The following is a 17,443-nucleotide window of genomic DNA, read 5'->3' as shown; positions in this document are numbered from 1 at the left end:
GCCAGCAGTGTCCGGTACCGGTCCGGCCCCTTCGTTCACCCGGCGGCCACGAGTGCCGCCACGGCCGCGGTGATCGCGTCGGTCGCGGTGTCCACCTCGGCCTGCGTCGGGTTGGCACCGGTCTCGCGCAGGGCCAGCCCGGCCTTACGGGCCTCGGTCAGGTCGGCCCAGGACTCGGCGGTCCAGTCGGCCTCGGACAGCGCGGCGGTTTCCTCCAGGAGGAGATCCAGTCCGGTGACGTCCACCGGGACGCGGAGGAACTGGAGCTCGGACAGGTTCGTGTAGCCGTTCGCCGAGTACAGCCGGAGCGCTTGGTAGCTGACGGGCGCCTCGAGCGGGTACTCGGTCCAGCCGCTGGAGGCGGGCGTCGAGAGTGTCAGGAACGTCTCCCAGGCCTTGCCTCCGTCGTTGGAGCCTTGGACCTTGAACCCGTTGGCCCGGTGCGCGTGTCCGGGGCGCGGTTGGACCTTGACGGTCTCGACGGTCAGGACGCGGCCGTCGTCCGGGAGGACCCGCACCCAGCCTTCGGCCGTCTTGGTGTCGGTGTACGTGGACGGGTCGCCGTCGAACAGGACCCAGCCGTTGGCGGCTGCATCGAGCGAGCCGTTCCAGGACGGGCTGCTGGCCTCCACCCAGGACGGGTCGACCGGCATGATCGTCGAGGGCGGGTCCTCCAGGAGGTCCCAAGCCTCGAGGAGCCGCTCGGCGAGCGCCTGCTCGTCCGCGCCGTCCTTCTCGGCGGCCGCCCTGATCGCCTCCACTTCCCGGGTGAACAGGATCCCCGAGGCCCGCGAGTGCAGGCCCAGGTCGACCGCTTCGGCCCGAGCCAGCAGCTTGGCCAGGTCGAGGTGGACCTCGCCGTAGATCCGCAGCTCGGCGACGCTGATGATGGTGCCGTTGCGGATCCGCAGGTACCGGTAGGAGCCGTCGTCGAGCGAGGAACGGTTCTGCCAGTCGTGGGTGGTCTCGGACGGCTTGGTCAGCCGCGTCCAATTGACCAGGTCGTTCGATCCCTCGAGCGTCTGGGTCCACATGCGGGACAGACCGTAGCCGTCCTGGCGCGGCCGCAGCTCTGCCCGGTCGAGCGAGACCGCCACGCCGTCGCCGAAGTCCCAGATCAGGTAGTACTCGCCGTCGACGGCGCGCACGTCGCTGGCGGTGCCCAGGTCGTCGTCGGTCATCCTCAGTCCGTGGCGGGACTTGTTCGCGTCGGCGTCGCCGTTGAGGTCGACGACCTCGCCGAGGGCGCCCAGATCGAGGTGGTCGCGCTGGTCGCTCGCCCACAGCTTCGATCCGTCGGTCGTCCCGTAGAACGTGTCGGCGGCCTCGCCGTCGGCGGTGGTGTGATCGATTCCGACGGTGACCGTCCGGCCGCCGGTGACGCCATCGAGCACCGTCGAGGCGGTCCAGGTCTTGCCGTCGTCGCTGACGGCCTTGGCGTTCTGCCCGGCGATGGTGACCGCGACGTCGCTGATCGGCTCCTCACTGGAGAAGGCCACGGTGACCTTGTCGCCGGTGGTGACGCGGCCGATGGTCGCGTCGTCGGAGGACAGCGAGGCCGCGGCGATACCGTTGACCGATTCGGAGCGTTCACCGTGGATGTGGAGCTCGGCGATCGAGAAGATGTCGGGGTAGGCCGGGTCGGTCTTCTCGCCGCGGATGTCGACCTGGACCTTCAGGAACCGGAACTCCTCGCCGACCTGGTCGGCGACGACCGGGATGCGCTCCCAGTCGGACGTGTTCGAGGTCGCCCGCTCGGTCAGCAGCGTCCATTCGGCGCCGTCGAGCGAGCCGTACACGTTCGCGCCCTGGTACCGGTTGGGGAACAGGTTCCGCGCCCGCATGTCGAACTGCGATGCGGCGACCCGGTAGTCCGGCCCGAAGTCGAGCGTGAAGAACGTGCCGAGCATGTCGCCGCCGAACGTGGTGTGATCGTCGTCGGCGAGGTTGCGTACCCCGCCCTCGTTGATCACCGTCGGCGTGACGATGCCGGTGAAGTCCAGCGTCCCGTCCTCCAGGCGCGGGTTGAGCAGCCTGAGCGCGTCGATGGCGTCCAGCAGGGAGTCGAAGGCGGCGCGGAACTCCGCGTCGGTGCCTTCATCGTCGGCGACCTGCTTGACCGCGGCGAGCGCCTCCAGGTACGGCTCGTGGGTGACGGTGGTGTAGACGGCGTCCTCGTCGGTGCCGTCGGCGACCGCGTCCTCGATCATGCGGGGCCGGTTCTTGGACACCACGAGCTCGAAGGTGCGCGCCGTGATGGACTCGCCGTCGTCGGCGACGACCTGGACCGGGTAGCGTCCGCGGTCCTGGGGCGTCGGCGTCCAGGTGACGGTCCCGGTCTCGGCGTCGAGCGACGCTCCGTCCGGGAGGCCGGCGGCCGAGTAGACGACCGAACCGCCCGCGTCGACCGCGGACAGGTCGAACGCCGCCTCCACGTCCTGCCACCAGTAGTAGTGGTCCCGGGTCTGCTCGAACCGCGGGGCGGTGAGGTTGTCCTTGGCTGCGAACATGACGGTGTCGAAGTCGACGGTGACGCCCTCGGCGCCGGTCACGCGGTAGTAATGCACATTGGACCCGGTCGCCGGGTAGGTGACGTACCGCCATTCGCCGTGCGTGTCAGGCAGTTCCACCGTTCCGAGGGTTCCGGGTCCGGTCTCGTCCGGGTTCAGGCCGGACGGCTCCTCCTTGGAGAGCACATCGAGCGTGGCTTGGCCGTTGGTCCGCACCAGCACGCCGATGTCGCGGCCATAGGGGCGCATCATCCGGCTGACGGCGCTGGTCGTGCCGTCCGGGTTCGCGTGGGCGCGGGCGAAGGTGCGGCCGTCCTCGGTGACGATCTCGGTGCCCTCGTCCATCAGCAGGGCGTAGCGGCCGAACGAGAGCTCGGTCTCTTCGACGGGCGTCGGCTCCGTTCCCGCCAGTTCCTCGGGGAAGGCGACCCAGTACTCGACGCTCTTGTCGCCGGGGGCCCAGAAGTTCCTGGTGCCGGTCCCGTAGCGGAAGAAGGGGCCGTCCATACGCCGGTGCAGCTCTGCCAGCCACGGAGCCTCGGCGTCGACGTCAACGCCTTCTCGGTACTTGTACTGGTAGTACAGCTCCGAGAGTGGGTTGAAGACCCGGCCGCGGTACGCCTGGGAGAGCGTGCCGCCGGCCTGTTGTTCGTCGACCCAGGGGATCCAGGCGCCCATCATGAAGCCGTAGAAGGCGTCCGCACCGTGCAGCAGGCGGTTGTCCAGGAAGGAGTAGGCGCTCACCGCGTCGTCGGCGGTCGAGACGGTGCCGTCGACCGGGTCGACCTTGGTGCCCTGGACGTCGAGGAAGCGGGCCAGGGCGGCGAAGTTGTCGATGTTGGTCTCGCCGTGGGCCTGGTCGCGGCCCATCTCGCGGACCTGCACGAAGTCCTTGCCGTAGGGGTTGAGCTTGTGGTCGGCCCCGATGAGCGGCATCTGCGTCGCCATCGCGCCGTTGTCGTAGCCGTCATAGGTGGAGTTCTTGGTGAACCACTCGACACCCTTTGCGTAGCCTTTGACGTCGTCGGCGTAGATCGCCGTGGCGATACGCCCGTACAGGCCGAAGTTGTGCTGGTTCATCCACTTCTTGTTGGAGAAGTTGAAGACGTCGACGATCGGGTTCGCGAGGTTGTTCAGGAGCTTCTTGTCGTCGTCGGCGTCCCAGGTCACGTCATAACCGTCGTGGGTACCAGCGGTGTCGTCGGGGACCGGTTCGGTGGCGCGGATGATCTCGGCGGCCATCAGGAACTGCGACAGCGGCTTGCCGGTGTGGATGTGCGCGTCGGGAAAGTAGGCGTAGCCGTCGGGGTCCATGTTCGACCAGGTGCGCAGGCCCATGATCGCGCCCTTGCGGTACACCTCGTCACCGGTGTTGATCCACAGCAGCGCCTGGGTGAGGACCCCGAAGGAGTCGCGGGTCAGGCGCCCGCGCAGACCCCCTTCGGTGAAGGTCGACGTGACGGGGACCTCCGGCTTGTCCCTGACCATGTTGTCGACGGTGTAGCCCTTCTGCGCCCATGGCCGGACCTGCGTCATGGCATCGAAGTAGGAAGCCCAGGGCTCCTGGCCGGAGCGGACCATCTCCTGGGCGTTGCGCAGGTTTTCGGCCGACAGGCCGACGCCTGGGTGGACGAATCCGGCGTCGCTGACCGTCTCGTGGATCTTGACCACATGGTCGGTGAGCAGGCTCTCGTAACCGTCGGCTCGGGCGGGCGCCGCAGCCGCCCCGGCGAGTCCCGCCGTCAGCGCCAGTGCCGCGCCTATCGCGGTGATGCGCGATCTAGCGCGTTCCATGACTTGTTTCATTGCAGAGACCTTTCTGGGGCCGTGACGAGCCGGGCGCGGCACGGCATCCGGGGTTGTCGGGTATCGCGTCCGTCAGCCGGTGGCCTTGCGCCGTGTCCGGCGTCGGGGCCGTCGGCCGGCGGAGGTCCGTGAGGGTCCGTGAAGGTCCGTGGGCGGTGTCGGTGAGCGGGGTGATGTTCGCCTGCGGGGCGTCACTCACGTCCAGGCGGGCACGAGGGTGGGTACAGGCGCGGTAGTAGTAGTGGGAGCCGGCAGTGACCCTCCTGGCGAAGGCGTTGCCGTAGGTGCGCAGCGTGATCCCGGCGGTGTCCCGGCCGCGAGTGTGCTTCAGCGGCAGCATGATCAGTGGCGTCCGGACAGCCCCTAAGGGACCGCCGGTACCGGCGGGCGCACCGGCCCCGCGTCATACGCGATGACCGCCACTGCGGCCGCTCTCTCCTGCTCGCCGTTCATCAGCCCCTCAGGCGTTTGGACCATCCATAGAAACCGGTCTCTATGGAAGCTAAAGCCGACTGCACGGCGGAACAATATGTCGGACGCGAGAATCTGCTGAAGCGCCCAACACTCAAGGTGAAAACATGAAATTTGGGACCATCGAGGAGTGACGGACAGTGATACTCTGGGGGGAACCGGTTTCTGTAAGCCATGAGACAGTGTCAGACGCAGTCCTGCAGGGCGGTGCTGAGGACGGCGCGTTCCACGGCCTGGGCCTGTTGAGCTGCTTCGCGGTTCACCTGGTGGACTTTGTTGTCCGCTCAGACGCGCTTGTTGCATCTCCTGGATGCCGCGTGCACAGGTGGCGCATTTTCAGGTGGCCCACGGAAGGCGTCAGGACGCGCTCGATGCGGTCCTCGGAGCCCTGGCGGGTGCACCGCTTGTGGCGACATTTCGGGCGGAAGGCCGGCTGCACGCCGCGGCTACGAGCCCGCGGGTATGCCGCGCGGGCGGGTCGGTGACCTCCTTCCGCACGCAGCGGCCGGTCGTCGCCGCAGAGGCAGCTCTTCGGGCCTCCGAGGCTGTGGCCGCTCGTCGCTGAGGACGCTGTATAGAAACCGGTTGTGTCAAAACGAGCCGAACCCTTGACGCCATCGTGGCTCATGCCACAGATTTCGGCCTGACGGATCAGCCCCTCGCCCACCTACCCCCTCCGCGAAAGCAGATGTCCTCCCCGCACGCCCCGACAGCCCGCAGAGGTGGCCGCACCCTCGGGCTTTTCCACCTTCGGCCGCAGACGGCCACCCCCGCACACGTTCCGTCAAGGAGTCCCCATGAGCTCGTCCCTCTCCCGGCGAACCGCCCTCCAGGCCGCTGGCGTCCTTGCTGTCAGCAGCATGGCCGCTGGCGTCGGGGGTACTGCCCAGGCTGCCACCGGAGAAACCGGTTCCACAGGCGACATCGTTGTCGTCCACCCGGCCCTGCCGCAGGTGCCGGTCAACAACTCCTTCACCGTCAAGGTCCGGTGGTCGGCGGCAGTTGGCAGAGAGTCGGCGTCTACCTGGCCAAGCTGGCTCTGATCGACGCCGTCACCGGCCAGAACCCGGTCCAGAAGTCCTCCTGGCCTCCTTCGACTTCTCCGGCACCGTCGAGGTCGAGGTCACCTACAACCCGGGCGGCGCCGAGAAGTTCCGCATCCGGCCGGACTCGTACGGCATCACCCCCGAGGTACTCGGCAGCACCGCGCGCTTCACCCTGGACCGGCCCCGCAACGTCGTCGTCCAGGTCGACGACAAGATCTTCGACTGCCTGCACCTGTTCGCGAACCCGATCGAACAGGACGTGCCCGCCGAGGGCGACAAGCACGTCATGTACTTCGGGCCCGGCCTGCACACCCCCACCAACGGTGAGCTGATGGTGCCCGGCAACACCACGGTTTACCTGGCCCCCGGAGCGGTCCTCGTCGCACGCGTGATAATCGAGGAGGTGGAGAACTCCCGGGTGATCGGCCGCGGTGTGCTCTACAACTCCAAGGCGGGCGCACTGTTCATCCGCAACTGCGAGAACGTCACGATCGACGGCATCACGATCCTCAACCCCCGGTACGAGAACATCCGGGTGGCCGAGTGCCAGAACCTCACCATCAAGAACCTGCGCGCCTTCAGCCGCGAGGGCTGGGGCGACGGCATCCAGCTCTACTGCTCCGAGAACGTCACGATCGACGGCTGCTTCCTGCGCACCTCCGACGACTGCATCGCCCTCTACACCCACCGCTGGGACTTCTACGGCGACACCCGCAACATCACCGTCAAGAACTGCTCCCTCTGGGCCGACGTGGCCCACCCGATCAACATGGCCGTGCACGGCAACCCCGACCCCGACAACCCCGAGATGCTGGAGAACCTGAACTTCGAGAACATCGACATCCTCGACCACCGTGAGCCGCAGGTGAACGCCCAGGGCTGCATCGCCATCAATGCCGCCGACGGCAACCTCGTCCGGGATGTGAGGTTCGACGACATCCGCGTGGAGGACTTCCGCTGGGGCCAGCTCGTCCACATGCGGGTCGTCAACAACCCGAGGTGGAACAAGGCGTCCGGCCGCGGCATCGAGAACGTCTACATCAAGGACCTCAGCTACAACGGCAAGAACGCCGACGTGTCGATCGTCGCCGGGACCGACGCGGAGCGCACCGTCAAGGACGTCACCTTCGAGAACCTCCGTGTCAACGGCAGGGTGATCCGCGACAGCGGGGGCAAGCCGGCGTGGTACCTGGCCTCGGACGGCGTGCCCATGTTCGTCAACGAGCACGTGCAGAACCTCCGCTTCCTCACCACCGAGGAGGCCGCGGGCCTGTAATCCGCCGGCGGTAGGCCCCGGAGTCCTCTGCGAGGACACCTGGGCCGCGCATGCGTCCCTCTATAGAACTGGGCCAAGAGCGTCGTCCTGCCGAAGTACGTCCGCCCCAAGCCGCTGGTGTGGACCGACGAGCGGGTAGCCGGCTGGCAAGCCACAGGCAAGAAGCCGGGCAAGGTCATGGTCTGGACCTCCGAACAGACCGGAGCGTTCCTCGACGCCGTCGCCGAACATCGGCTTTACCCGATCTTCCACCTGATGGTCTTCCGCGCCCTGTGCCGCGGCGAGGTCGCCGGCCTGCCCTGGAGCGAGACCAACCTGACCATCGGCACCGTCCACATAAGCGAGCAACTCGTCACGGCCTCCTACGAGGTCTGGGAAGACACACCCAAGAGCGACAGCGGGGAGCGCACCGTCTCCGCCGCGCGGGGTGGAGCGGCGCGGGCCGGCGTCCCGGAGCATGACCCGGTCCGAGCGCAGCCGGCCGACCAGTTCGACGGGCAGGTCGGCCAGGACGTAGGCGAGGCGGGTGACGTCGTAGCCGGTGTCCATGACGATGAGGATGTCCGCGTCGCCCGGCCGCCACTGCCCGGCGTGCACCAGCCGGGTGACCACCTCGCGCAGCTGGGCGGCGGTCACCGCAGTGGCATCGTCACACGGCCCCAGCCGGATCGCGTCCAGCACGGCCGTCCAAGACGTGCGTCCCGTCTCCAGCGCGGCGACGAAGGAATAGGGCCAGCCGGGGATGAACTGATCCGCGCTGCGGCCCCGCCCGTAGACGTGGCAGAACAGCAACTCCGGGCTGGTGGGGGCGTCGGGCCGCAGCCAGTTGCTCACGTCCACCGCGAGCACGATCCGCCCGTCGGCGGCACGCGGCAGCGGCGCGGAGGCCAGCAGCCTGCGCAGGCGGCGCGGCTCCAGCCAGCCGTGGTTGACCGCGTCGTACATCGCCCCGTGCCCGCGCCGGTGCTCGGCCGTGAGCGTCAACTCGACCAGCGACGTCACCGGGCCGTCCGAGCACAGCACCGCGTCGGTGAGCTCGAAGAGCGCGTCCGCCCGGGTGTAGAGGCAGTCGTAGAACTCGACACGAAAGTGGGACAGGACACCCAACGCGGCGTCAGCGGGCTGTTCAAGGGCGAGACTCATCACCAGCGGCCGTTCCTTCACGCGACGTTGCTCGACACCTCGAAGCGTGAAGAACGGCCGCCCTGCTGTCCCGGGAACGAACCAAGATCAGCGGGTCAGGTGAACGGCCGAGGTTAAACACCAAGCTCAGACGCCCGTGGGGCCGTGACCTGACGCCGACCCAGCAAACCGTCAGCCGAGCGCTGTCCACAGCACGGGCCCCGGTCGAGCGCGGAGTTGCACGACTGAAGTCAGTGGCAGATCTTCCGCAGGTCCGGGTGCAGTCCGAATCGAATGGCGTCAATCGCTGCGGCCGTCCTCACTCTGGAGCGACAGTGCTGAGAGAGCTCACTGGCTCGTTCCAGAGACCACCTGTGTTCCGCTGGGGGCCCTGTCGGCTCGTACCCCGCCCACTCACAGGTGAGGGCGGCGAAGTCAGCGTGCGTGATTGGCCAGCGAGAGAAGAAGGTGCGCTGATTCGGGGCGGAAGTAGTCGGAGTGGGCGCCCTCTATCCGCAGCGGCGAGCTGCGGTAGTAGGCGCTGGCGTCGATGTTGATAAGTCGGCTGGCGGGGAAGGCGTAGCTATCGGTCGTGAGCTGCAGGGGCATGGTGTGCAGGTGTTCCTGCGGTCCGGTCGCCCCAAGAAAGCCGATGCCGTTGTGTCCGTTCTCTGTCTGGCGATGCCACAGGCCGAGGGCTCGGTCGTGGGGGGAGAACGTCATGGTGATGGGGGCGTTGAGGACGCTGTCGTTGAGCAGGCAGGCGTAGGGGCCGGTGGTGAAGGCGTCTGCGGGGACAGCCATCTGGAAGATGGTGAGGCTATCGAGGGTCCAGGGGTATGTGTTGGACTTCCAGGGCCAGGTGAACGTGTCCGGGCCGTCCGTCAGACGGTTGCTGGTCTGTTCGATGGCGTGGGTGAGGAAGCGTCCGCCGAACGAGTGGCCGACGGCGTGCAGGTATTGCCCGTAGGAGCTGCGCAGTACGTCCGGGCCGGTTTCTGGCAGGGTGCGGCGCTCGTTGAAGTAGCCCAGGACGGCGGCCAGTACATGGGAGGCGTGTCCGCTGTGGGCCATGGCGGCGGTACGGTCGCGGATCGTGCGGTAACCGGTCTTCGTCGCTGCGCTGCCCGACGGCCAGCGTACACATACGTACTGCGGTCGGAACGGGCTGATGCGCGGGTAGGCGTGCGGTTGCTGCTCCGCCAGATCCTCCACAAGTTGGAAGAGCCGTGCGGCCGCCTTCTCGGCCTTGTCGTTGCTCGTACGCCACCCGTGGACGTAGAGGAAGATGTCCGTGGTCTCCTCGTGGAGTCGCAGGTGTTTCTCGATGACCGCCGACACCTGTTCGGAGGCAACCGGTGCTCCGTGTTCGGGGTCGAGGAGGTGACCGGTGTCGTTGAGATCGAGCAGGTCCACGGTTGTCATGTCGACTCCTTGGCCGCGGCGGACGCCTCCACCAGACGGTTGTCGATGCCGCGGAGCAGGGTGAAGACCAGGCCCAGGGGCGTGGCGTGCTTGGTCAGGAATTCGTGGGTGAGGCTGCGTGCCACGGGCGCGGCGCGCTCGCCCTTGAAGAACTCCTCGAAGAACCGGCAGGTGTACAGGCTGCCGAAAGTCTTCGGTATCTCTATCTCGGGGCCTATCAGGCATCCGATGCCGAGGTTGAACAAGGGGCGGCCGAGCCCTTCGTGGACGAAGGTTCTGGTGCGGCCACCCTCGCAGACCATCATGAAGCACAGCGGGTCGGGGAGCCGTTCCTGCCTGGTGGTGCGCCAGTATTCGAGGTCGGAGCTGCAGATTGACTCGCCGTCGGTGAGGGTGAGACGAGCTTGCGTGGTGCCGCGCTGGTCCTGACGCTCACCGCAGCCGTGGGCGCCGAAGACAAGGATGTGGTCGTGCACTCGCGGGTCACTCAGCGCTTCGGCGAGGTCCTGCTTGTACGAGCGTTCGGTGACATTGGCATGGGTTTCGATGACCGCGCGCACGGCGCCAATGGGGTCGGTGCCCGGTGCGTCACCGTTCTGCATGCGCAGATCGAACTGAAGTCCCGCCTGAGGACGTTCCGTTCCGTGCTCGATGAGGGGGTGGTAGTTCTCCACGTATCCCAAGTTGTGCTCGACGAGGTGCGTGTATCCGAGGAATCCGCTCCAGCCCCAGGCCGCGGACTTCTGCGGCAGCCGGGTTGCGGGATCAGGCGGAAGGTAGAGCATCCCCCACGGCACGAAGAGGTCGTTGGACGTGATCGTCACGACTTGCGGGCCCGATCGGAGCGCGGCACACAGGGCTTCACGCAGGCGGGAAAGCCCCGCGTCTCCGCGGGAGAAAAGGAACTCGAACAGGGCATGTCCCGACCGGGCTAGGACGAGTCCGATGTCGGCCAGCGCGGCTTGGGCGGTGTCCATACCCAGATCGGTTGCCGGGGACCCGTTGAAGATGTAGTCCCGAGAGCCCGGTCTTCGGCGGTTGACCACCGTCTCCAGCCAGGTCCGCAGCAGCAGGCCGACCTCGGACGCGATTTCCTCCCTGCTGCGCTGGATCACCCCGCGGAAGGGGGCGTTCCCGTCGAAGGGCAGAGCGTCACCCCAGGCCATGACGTCATACGATCTCCCGTCGTCGCGGAGGTCGAACGTCAGGAGCAGGCTGCGTGGCATGCACTGCTCCGACCGCAGGCGGGGAAGAGCGCGCAGCGAATCGTACGGATCAGCGGTGACGGAGTAGTCCAGTTCACGTTCTTGCGACATCGCTAGAGCTTGGAACCCTCCGCCTCGGCCACTGGGAGCACTGTCCTTAACTGTTGGATCAAGGTCCCGTCGGCGCGCCGCAGGACATCGATGCGCAGCGTGACCGGGTCTTGCGACTGGGGGATCACGCGGAAGTCGCTTGGAGGTGATCCGCGTTCATCGGTGAGATGGGTGTGGATCAGGGACGGCCGCACGATCGCCGCCGTGGCATCTATCCGCAGTGTGATGTCCAGCGGTGCGTCGTCCGTCGCCTCCGACGCCGTGAGCTTGCCCTGTTCGCCTTCGAGAGGCTGATACTGGAAGGTGACGCGGACGCCAGCCTCCGCCGTCGCGGCGGCATCGTCTTCCGGCAGATGCAGTCGGGCCCGGTGGCCGCAGTGCTGGCGGGGCTTTGGCGGCGGTGCCTCCGCGCCCACCTCCCCGTCCGGTACTGATGAACGCAGGCGTTCTTCTTCCGGGGTGGTGGCCGGCCAGGCGAGGGATGTGTAGAGGTGGTGGTCGGACAACAGCCATTGCGCCACGCCCGCGTCTCTGGACGTCAGTATCGTCGCCGGCTGCGCGAGCCACGGCGACATCGGGCCCTGGTCGTCGACACAGCTGATCTCGAGACCCGGGAAGTAGAACTTCCAGGGGACCTGATCGGCTGGTTGCTGGAGGCGTCGGGTGACCAGACCCGCGTACGCCGCCCAGGCGGAGGCAGGCCACTGCTCCTGCGCGGACAGCGCTAGCGGGTCGCTGGCAGGTAGCCAGCTAGACGCAGCCGACGTGTTCCACGTGATCGCCAGTTGCGTGAATCCGGCCCGCTTGCCCCAGGGTGGACGCGTCGGACCGTCCACGAACTCGTCAGGCTGCGGCGCATGCACCGAGTGCGACCGGCAGGCATCGATCAGCAGGGTCACCCGCTCTGCCCGCGTGCGCTGCAGATCTCTGACCAAGTCACTGACGGAGATGGTCTCCTGCCCTGCCAGTCCCAGGCTCAGGTCGAGACCGTCAGCATCCGCATCGACGGTCCCACAACTCGACACGTACACCAGGAGCATGTTGCGGCCCTGCCGGGCCATGTCCTCGAGGCGGCTGCGCAGGGTCTGCCGGGTCGGCGGGGTGTCGAGCAGGGTGGAACTGCGTGCGGTGAATCCGCAACGGCTCTTCAACAGAGCCTGGTAGACCCTGTTGGCGTCACGGGAGGGCTGGTCGGCGGACGCGGCCTCGTCTGTGTGAACAGCGCCCGCCACGGCAAGGGCGTAGCGCATCACGTCGGTCGTCAGCTGCGTCGAGGTCGTCCGCGCGGGCAGGAGACCGGAGCCTTCACGATGGGCCGCGCTCGGTGCCGAGGTCAGTGGTCTGAGGAACGCGGTCGCGTTCCTCAGACAGGGACGCCGGTAGCCGTTGCGATTGAGTTCCACGCCCACACGCCGGGACAGCGTTTCCAGACGCAGCTCGTCGGACGCGGCACCGGAACCGGTCTGCAGCTGTGCGATCAGCTGGCGTGTGAAGACTGAAAGGCCATGGCTGTTGGCCGCGAACCCGGTAGGAGTGGTGCCCATCGACGACAATACGGCTACGCCGCCACGCGACACGCGCTCGACCGCGCGCCGGATGAGCGCGTCGTAGTGCCCGGAGACGACCCCCGTGGAGGAGGAGAAGCATGCGTCAAGGATCAGTAGCCGGTCTGCCGCGTTGGTGCGGCCAGAGGTCATAGCTTCGGCCACCAGACGTGCTGGCACCCATGTGCTCAGGTCGCCGTGCCGTGAACCGCGCAGCGCCAGATAGAGCGAACCCTCGGCGGAGAGGGTGGCGTGTCCTGTCCAGTAAACGATCAGGCCATCGCCATCGCCATCGGTCGACGCCTCCGTCAGGTGGCGCAGCACGCTCTCTTCTGCCGCTGGCTGGACTGTCTGGCAAAGATCAGGCGGAAGCCCTCCGATCAACGGATCGGTTAAGGCCGTGTGTAAGGCGCTGACATTGCGTTCGGCTCCGGGCGGCAGACGCAGACCGGACTGGGGGTAAGAATCAGCACCGACCAAGAGAGCACGCGTCGCGCCTGCCATCATGCCCCCCACTGTGCATCGTCCCCCGTTCAGAGTAACGCCAAGGCGCCAAGTAGTGGCAGTAGTTCGTCGGCCAGAAGCAGCGGCGGGACTCGGTGATGTCCCAGAGGATCAGGATGCAGGGGATGAGGAGCGGCAGAATCGTCACCAGCGTCCGATTCAAACGGGGGTCGAAGCTGTCAGAGCCGGGGACGACCAGCTCGACGGTGACCAGCACGAGACCGAGGATGAACAGACCGATCCCGCGGCGGTTTTCTTCCTGCGCCTTTTCCCAGCTGCCTTGACAGTTCTCTTCCCCTTTCCATGCCGCGTCAGAGAGTCCAGGGGCACTATGCCTACAACCGTTGCGCGTTGGAGCAGATCGTCGACAACCTGGTCGAGAACGCGCTACCCGTCTCCCCGCCCGGCACGACCATCGCTCTGGCTACGGCATTGCTGACCACTCCCTAAGGGGTCCTTTCAGAAAGCCGGATGCTTGCGGGCGAGGGTCATGCAGTGTGCGAGCTGAAGGAAGGCGTCATGCATGTCGTCTCGGGTTTCCCAGCGGGTCCGTAAGCGGCGAGGGCCGTGGAGCCAGGCGATGGCGGACTCGGCAACCCATCGCGCACGGCCCAGGCCCGAGCCGTGTGGCTGTCCGCGCCGGGCGATCTTCGGGACGATGCCGCGCTCGCGTAGACGGCGGCGGTAGCTGTCGTGGTCGTAGCCACGGTCGGCATACAGCGCGCGGGGCTTGCGCCGGGCCGGCCCCTTGCCCGCACCGGCGGCACGCCGTCGACCAGCGGCAGGAGCTGCGTGATGTCGTTGCGGTGTCCGCCGGTGTGCGATACCCGCAGCGGGGTGCCGTGCGCGTCGGTCAGCACGTGGTGCTTCGAGCCCGGCCGTGCACGGTCAACCGGACTCGGGCCGACTTTGGGCTGCTTCGCCCCGCTTGGCCGGCACGTGCGAGGCGTCAACGGTGACGCGGGAGAAGTCCAGGCGGTCCGCCGCCCGCAGCCGGTCCAGCAGCACCCGCTGGAGTTTCTCCCACACTCCGGCCTCCTGCCATTCGGCCAGCCGACGCCAGCAGGTAGGACCCGAGCCGAACCCCAACTCCTGCGGCAAGTACTCCCATTGGATACCGGTGTACAGGACGAACAGCACGCCCTGGAGCGTCTTGCGGTCATCGATGCGCTTGCGCCCCGGGTACCGGAACCGCCGCTCATGCTTCGGCAGCAGCGGCTCGATCACCGCCCACAGTTCGTCGCTGACCTCCCACGGCTTCCGCCGCGTCATGGTCACCCCCACAAAGCACGGGATCACGTCCATGTCCACCGTGCCACAAGAAGATCTTTCTGCAAGGACCCCTTAGGCGGCAGGCGAGTGAGGTGGCGTACAGCGCGACGGCTGTCACGTTGCTCAGGGCATGCACCAGGCCGACACGTTGCTGCTGGCGGTGCAGTTCCGCCCAGTCGACCCAGCCTGCCAGGGCCGCGGGGGCGGCGGCGGTCAGGCCGACGCCGATGAGCACTTCCGTTTCACGGGAGCGGCCCGGCCGTAGATCGAGCAGGGCCGCAGACAGCCAACTGCCGATCGGCACCTGCACCATCAGCGGATGCACGGGATGGCCCAGCCACCTTCCGTGCAACGCGTCCCGGCCGCGACCGAGCGGCAGGGCACGCACACCCCGGCCGATCGCGTCGATCACCGCATCGGCCCGGGGGTCACGTTCCAGGCGGTCCAGCAGCCTCAGGACCCGGTTCTGCCGCATCCGACGGCGTGGCGTCGTGGTCATGCGCAGCCGGGTCCCCACCTGCGCATACCGCAAACGGCCGACCAGGCCGGTTGAACCCCGGCAACGGCCCCATGTCACGAGCCGGCGGGCGAGGACGCGCCGCGGTAGGGCGGCATGGACTGCCTGTTCCTGAGGGACGGCCACCGGGGTCGCGGAGTGGGTCCGAAGCTGATGAAGGCCGTGCTGGCTGCAGCGCGCGCACTCGGCCTCAACCAGGTGCAGTGGCAGACCGTGAGGAGAAGCGACGCTACTTCCTGTTTCTCGACCAGAAGGCCGTCGTGTGGAAGCCGGTCATCAGACGCGACCGGGATCCGATGACGGGTACCTGGGAGGGACGACTGGGCTGCTCGTCCTCGGTCTGAGGGCAACGAAGGAGGAAACCGTGCAGCGGCCTGAGAGGAACTGCTGGATTTCGATACCGGCGAGCTGGAGGACTGGGACGAGGAGCGCGCACGAGCGGCCCTTGACGGCGAGCACGGCACGCTCTACCGCAACCACCTCGACATCGCCCTGCGCCTGGACCAGTGGGCGGAGGCCGAAAGCCGGCGCACCGACACGGACGCGCGCTACAAGGCGGGCTTACCCAGGCCCTGCGGGACACGGCCGCGTTCCTGCGGCAGACCTACTACCTTCCCTGAGCCGGGCGAGGCGTTTCGCCCGGACGTCCGGGGTCCTGGCCCTCTTGATGATCTGGTCGGCGCCGTTCCGCCCGCCGTGCCGGGGCCCGTGGGTTTCCTTCGAGCGTGCGCGGGGGACCCGACGCCCGTGGTGGCATACGGAGCAGAGCAGCGGGTGCGCCTGCCGGCGCTGCGGGCGGGCTGGCTGACGCAGACGTTCGTCCACTGGCCGTTCAGGCCTGACGCGGTCCAGGCGCTCCTGCCCGGGGGACTGGTCGTGGACGAGTACGACGGGGCCGCCTGGGTGGGGCTCACTCCCTTTGTCATGGCGGACGTGCGACCACCCGGTGTTCCCGCCTCGCTGCCCGGCCTGCCGACGTTCGCGGAGACCAACCTGCGCACGTACGTACGGCACCGTGACGGCCGGGACGGGCTCTGGTTCCTGTCCATCGAGGTCGCCTTCCCCCCGATGGTGGCGGCCCGCGCCATCGGCGCACCGTACAACCCGGGCACCCTCCGCGTATCCACGGACGGGGACACCGTCTCGTACTCCGGTTCCCGATGGATCGGTGACGCCTCCTACCGCCTGGTCGTCCGGCCTGGCGACCCGATCGAGCCGACGGAGCGGGACGTGTGGCTGACCTCGCGCTGGCGGGCGTACACCCGCAGGCTCGGCATGCTCTGGGAGACGCCCGTCGAGCACGAGCCATGGCCGCTGGCCACCGCCGGCGTCGATGTACTGGAGGAGACACTGACCGCCGCGGCGGGCCTGCGGGAAGCCCCCCTCGGCGAGCCCCTGGTGCACTTCTCGGAAGGAGTCAGGTATGTACGGCTCGGGCCCTCCAGGCCGTGCGTCCCGGAGAGCATCTTCCAGCCTTCCTGACACCCCTCGCCGGAATTCCGGCGCCGTCACCCGACGCCCGCGCGTGCGCTTCGACGGCTGGATCGCGGGCATGGGCACCTCCTCCGGCACACGGATCGTGCTCGGACACTGGCAGGGCTCGCCCTTCGGGACGTTCAGCGACGTGATGCTGGAGAGGGCCGACGGGGACAGGCTGCTGCTGGCCCCCACGCGCGAGACAGCGGACTTCATCAGCGGCACCTACGTCTTCGACACGGTCCGTGTCGTCCCGGTCGAGGTGAGCGTCACGGACGACGCCTGGACCGTCACCGCCGGGCCACTCGACCTGCGTTTCACCACCGGCCGGCGAGGGCTTCTGGGCTTCGCGCTGCGGACCGTACCCGGCGCGCTCGCCCGCCGTCCGGCGTGGAACGCGCTGACGGACCGGCCCGCCCGCCTGCTGCTGCCCGGCGTGCGCACCCGCGGCAGCGCCGGGCAGGGCCGCCGGGAGTGGTACGGCGCCCGGGACCTGCTGCCGATCCGTGCCGTCTCGGCCGCCTACGAGGGCGCGGACCTCGGGGCGATGGCACCGGTCGAGCCGCCCGTGCGCTTCGGGTTCGGTTCGGCGCCGAGGAACCCCTCCGTCACCCGGGTCACGACGACGGTCGAACTCGGCCCGGAGTGAGGGCGCCTGGGCAGGGGTACCCGGCCGGAACCTACGAAGGGATGTCCCTTGGACAGAACCGGAGCGCGGGAGCCCGCCCACACGCTCGCGGTCGCGCACGGTGCATTCAACATCGTGGGCGGACTGTGGCCCCTGCTGCACCTGCGCAGCTTCGAGTGGGTCTTCGGCCCGAAGACCGACGTGTGGCTGCAGATGACGACGGGCGGACTGCTCGCCTCCGCCGGTGTCGCCCAGCTCGCTGCGGCCGGGGACGCGCAGGGCCCGGCCCACGCCCGCCGCATCGGGCTGGGCACCGCCCTGACCCTGCTGGCCGTCGACCTGGTCTACGTACCCAAGGGGTGGATCCGGCCGACGTACCTCCTTGATGCCGCGATGCAGACCGGATGGATCGCCGCCTGGCTGCGTTCGTCCCCAGCGCGGAGTACGGGGGACGTCAGGAGCGGCCGACGGTGAACGAGCGGCTCCCGTTCTCACCGCCCGGACGGCTGCTCCCGACGCGCCGTCCGGTG

General features: G+C 68.1%; 12 protein-coding genes and 5 pseudogenes. 8 read left to right on the top strand and 9 right to left on the bottom strand.

From position 1 onward, the window contains the following. Positions 1 to 35 precede the first annotated feature (35 nt). Positions 36 to 4,304: a putative Ig domain-containing protein gene (locus tag HJD23_RS06530; RefSeq protein ID WP_171115892.1), complete on the bottom strand. Its 4,269-nt coding sequence runs from the start codon at positions 4,302 to 4,304 to the stop codon at positions 36 to 38. Next, a complete protein-coding gene (locus HJD23_RS06525) occupies positions 4,291 to 4,656 on the bottom strand; it encodes a hypothetical protein (protein WP_171115894.1) in 366 nt (121 codons plus the stop codon). Before HJD23_RS06525 ends, HJD23_RS06530 begins: the two co-directional genes overlap by 14 nt. Positions 4,657 to 5,789: 1,133 nt before the next feature. On the opposite strand from HJD23_RS06525, the gene HJD23_RS06520 reads away from it, so the two are divergent. Continuing rightward, entirely contained in the window at positions 5,790 to 7,109 is a 1,320-nt protein-coding gene (locus HJD23_RS06520) for a glycosyl hydrolase family 28 protein (RefSeq protein ID WP_346770300.1), read from the top strand. A gap of 450 nt (positions 7,110 to 7,559) precedes the next feature. On the opposite strand, the pseudogene HJD23_RS06515 reads toward HJD23_RS06520, so the two are convergent. Further along, a pseudogene (locus HJD23_RS06515) lies at positions 7,560 to 8,252 on the bottom strand (transposase); the annotation flags it as partial. A 143-nt stretch (positions 8,253 to 8,395) separates the two neighbouring features. Between HJD23_RS06515 and HJD23_RS06510 the strand changes: the two are divergent. Beyond that, a pseudogene (locus HJD23_RS06510) lies at positions 8,396 to 8,573 on the top strand (transposase family protein); the annotation flags it as partial. Between the two features lie 93 nt (positions 8,574 to 8,666). Here the strand turns inward: HJD23_RS06510 and HJD23_RS06505 are convergent. From HJD23_RS06505 to HJD23_RS06490, 4 genes are all read right to left on the bottom strand, one after another. Continuing rightward, positions 8,667 to 9,656, bottom strand: a complete 990-nt coding sequence (locus HJD23_RS06505; RefSeq protein WP_171110410.1) for an alpha/beta hydrolase — start codon at positions 9,654 to 9,656, stop codon at positions 8,667 to 8,669. Beyond that, a complete protein-coding gene (locus tag HJD23_RS06500; protein ID WP_171110411.1) occupies positions 9,653 to 10,771 on the bottom strand; it encodes a hypothetical protein in 1,119 nt (372 codons plus the stop codon). Before HJD23_RS06500 ends, HJD23_RS06505 begins: the two co-directional genes overlap by 4 nt. Before the next feature lie 203 nt (positions 10,772 to 10,974). Further along, complete coding sequence (locus HJD23_RS06495; RefSeq protein ID WP_171110412.1) at positions 10,975 to 12,840, bottom strand: caspase family protein; 1,866 nt, start codon at positions 12,838 to 12,840, stop codon at positions 10,975 to 10,977. A gap of 142 nt (positions 12,841 to 12,982) precedes the next feature. Beyond that, positions 12,983 to 13,237 carry a hypothetical protein gene (locus HJD23_RS06490; protein WP_171110413.1) on the bottom strand — a complete coding sequence of 85 codons (255 nt, stop codon included), beginning with the start codon at positions 13,235 to 13,237 and terminating at the stop codon, positions 12,983 to 12,985. 86 nt (positions 13,238 to 13,323) lie between these two features. Between HJD23_RS06490 and HJD23_RS06485 the strand changes: the two genes are divergently transcribed. Beyond that, positions 13,324 to 13,470 carry a hypothetical protein gene (locus tag HJD23_RS06485; protein ID WP_171107098.1) on the top strand — a complete coding sequence of 49 codons (147 nt, stop codon included), beginning with the start codon at positions 13,324 to 13,326 and terminating at the stop codon, positions 13,468 to 13,470. A gap of 9 nt (positions 13,471 to 13,479) precedes the next feature. Here the strand turns inward: HJD23_RS06485 and HJD23_RS06480 are convergent. Together HJD23_RS06480 and HJD23_RS06475 are read right to left on the bottom strand one after the other, a co-directional pair. Further along, positions 13,480 to 14,292: pseudogene (locus HJD23_RS06480) on the bottom strand (IS5 family transposase). A gap of 67 nt (positions 14,293 to 14,359) precedes the next feature. After that, positions 14,360 to 14,767: pseudogene (locus tag HJD23_RS06475) on the bottom strand (DUF2231 domain-containing protein); the annotation flags it as partial. A 138-nt stretch (positions 14,768 to 14,905) separates the two neighbouring features. On the opposite strand from HJD23_RS06475, the pseudogene HJD23_RS44950 reads away from it, so the two are divergent. From HJD23_RS44950 to HJD23_RS06455, 5 genes and pseudogenes are all read left to right on the top strand, one after another. Then, positions 14,906 to 14,977, top strand: a pseudogene (locus tag HJD23_RS44950) (GNAT family N-acetyltransferase); the annotation flags it as partial. Positions 14,978 to 15,012: 35 nt separating this feature from the next. Next, positions 15,013 to 15,153: a hypothetical protein gene (locus HJD23_RS43515; protein ID WP_240981026.1), complete on the top strand. Its 141-nt coding sequence runs from the start codon at positions 15,013 to 15,015 to the stop codon at positions 15,151 to 15,153. Positions 15,154 to 15,556: 403 nt separating this feature from the next. Then, positions 15,557 to 16,291 carry a DUF2071 domain-containing protein gene (locus tag HJD23_RS06465; protein ID WP_171110180.1) on the top strand — a complete coding sequence of 245 codons (735 nt, stop codon included), beginning with the start codon at positions 15,557 to 15,559 and terminating at the stop codon, positions 16,289 to 16,291. A gap of 70 nt (positions 16,292 to 16,361) precedes the next feature. Next, positions 16,362 to 16,934 (top strand): hypothetical protein, encoded by a 573-nt coding sequence (locus HJD23_RS06460; RefSeq protein WP_206326184.1) that lies wholly within the window; start codon positions 16,362 to 16,364, stop codon positions 16,932 to 16,934. 48 nt (positions 16,935 to 16,982) lie between these two features. Beyond that, positions 16,983 to 17,387, top strand: coding sequence for a hypothetical protein (locus HJD23_RS06455; RefSeq protein ID WP_171110178.1), 405 nt, complete (start codon positions 16,983 to 16,985; stop codon positions 17,385 to 17,387). Positions 17,388 to 17,443: the final 56 nt, after the last annotated feature.

Source organism: Streptomyces sp. Z423-1 (genome assembly GCF_013009255.1).
GTDB lineage: Bacteria > Actinomycetota > Actinomycetes > Streptomycetales > Streptomycetaceae > Streptomyces > Streptomyces gossypiisoli.
Note: the sequence above shows the minus strand (reverse complement) of the source record. Positions and strands in the feature narration are given on the sequence as shown.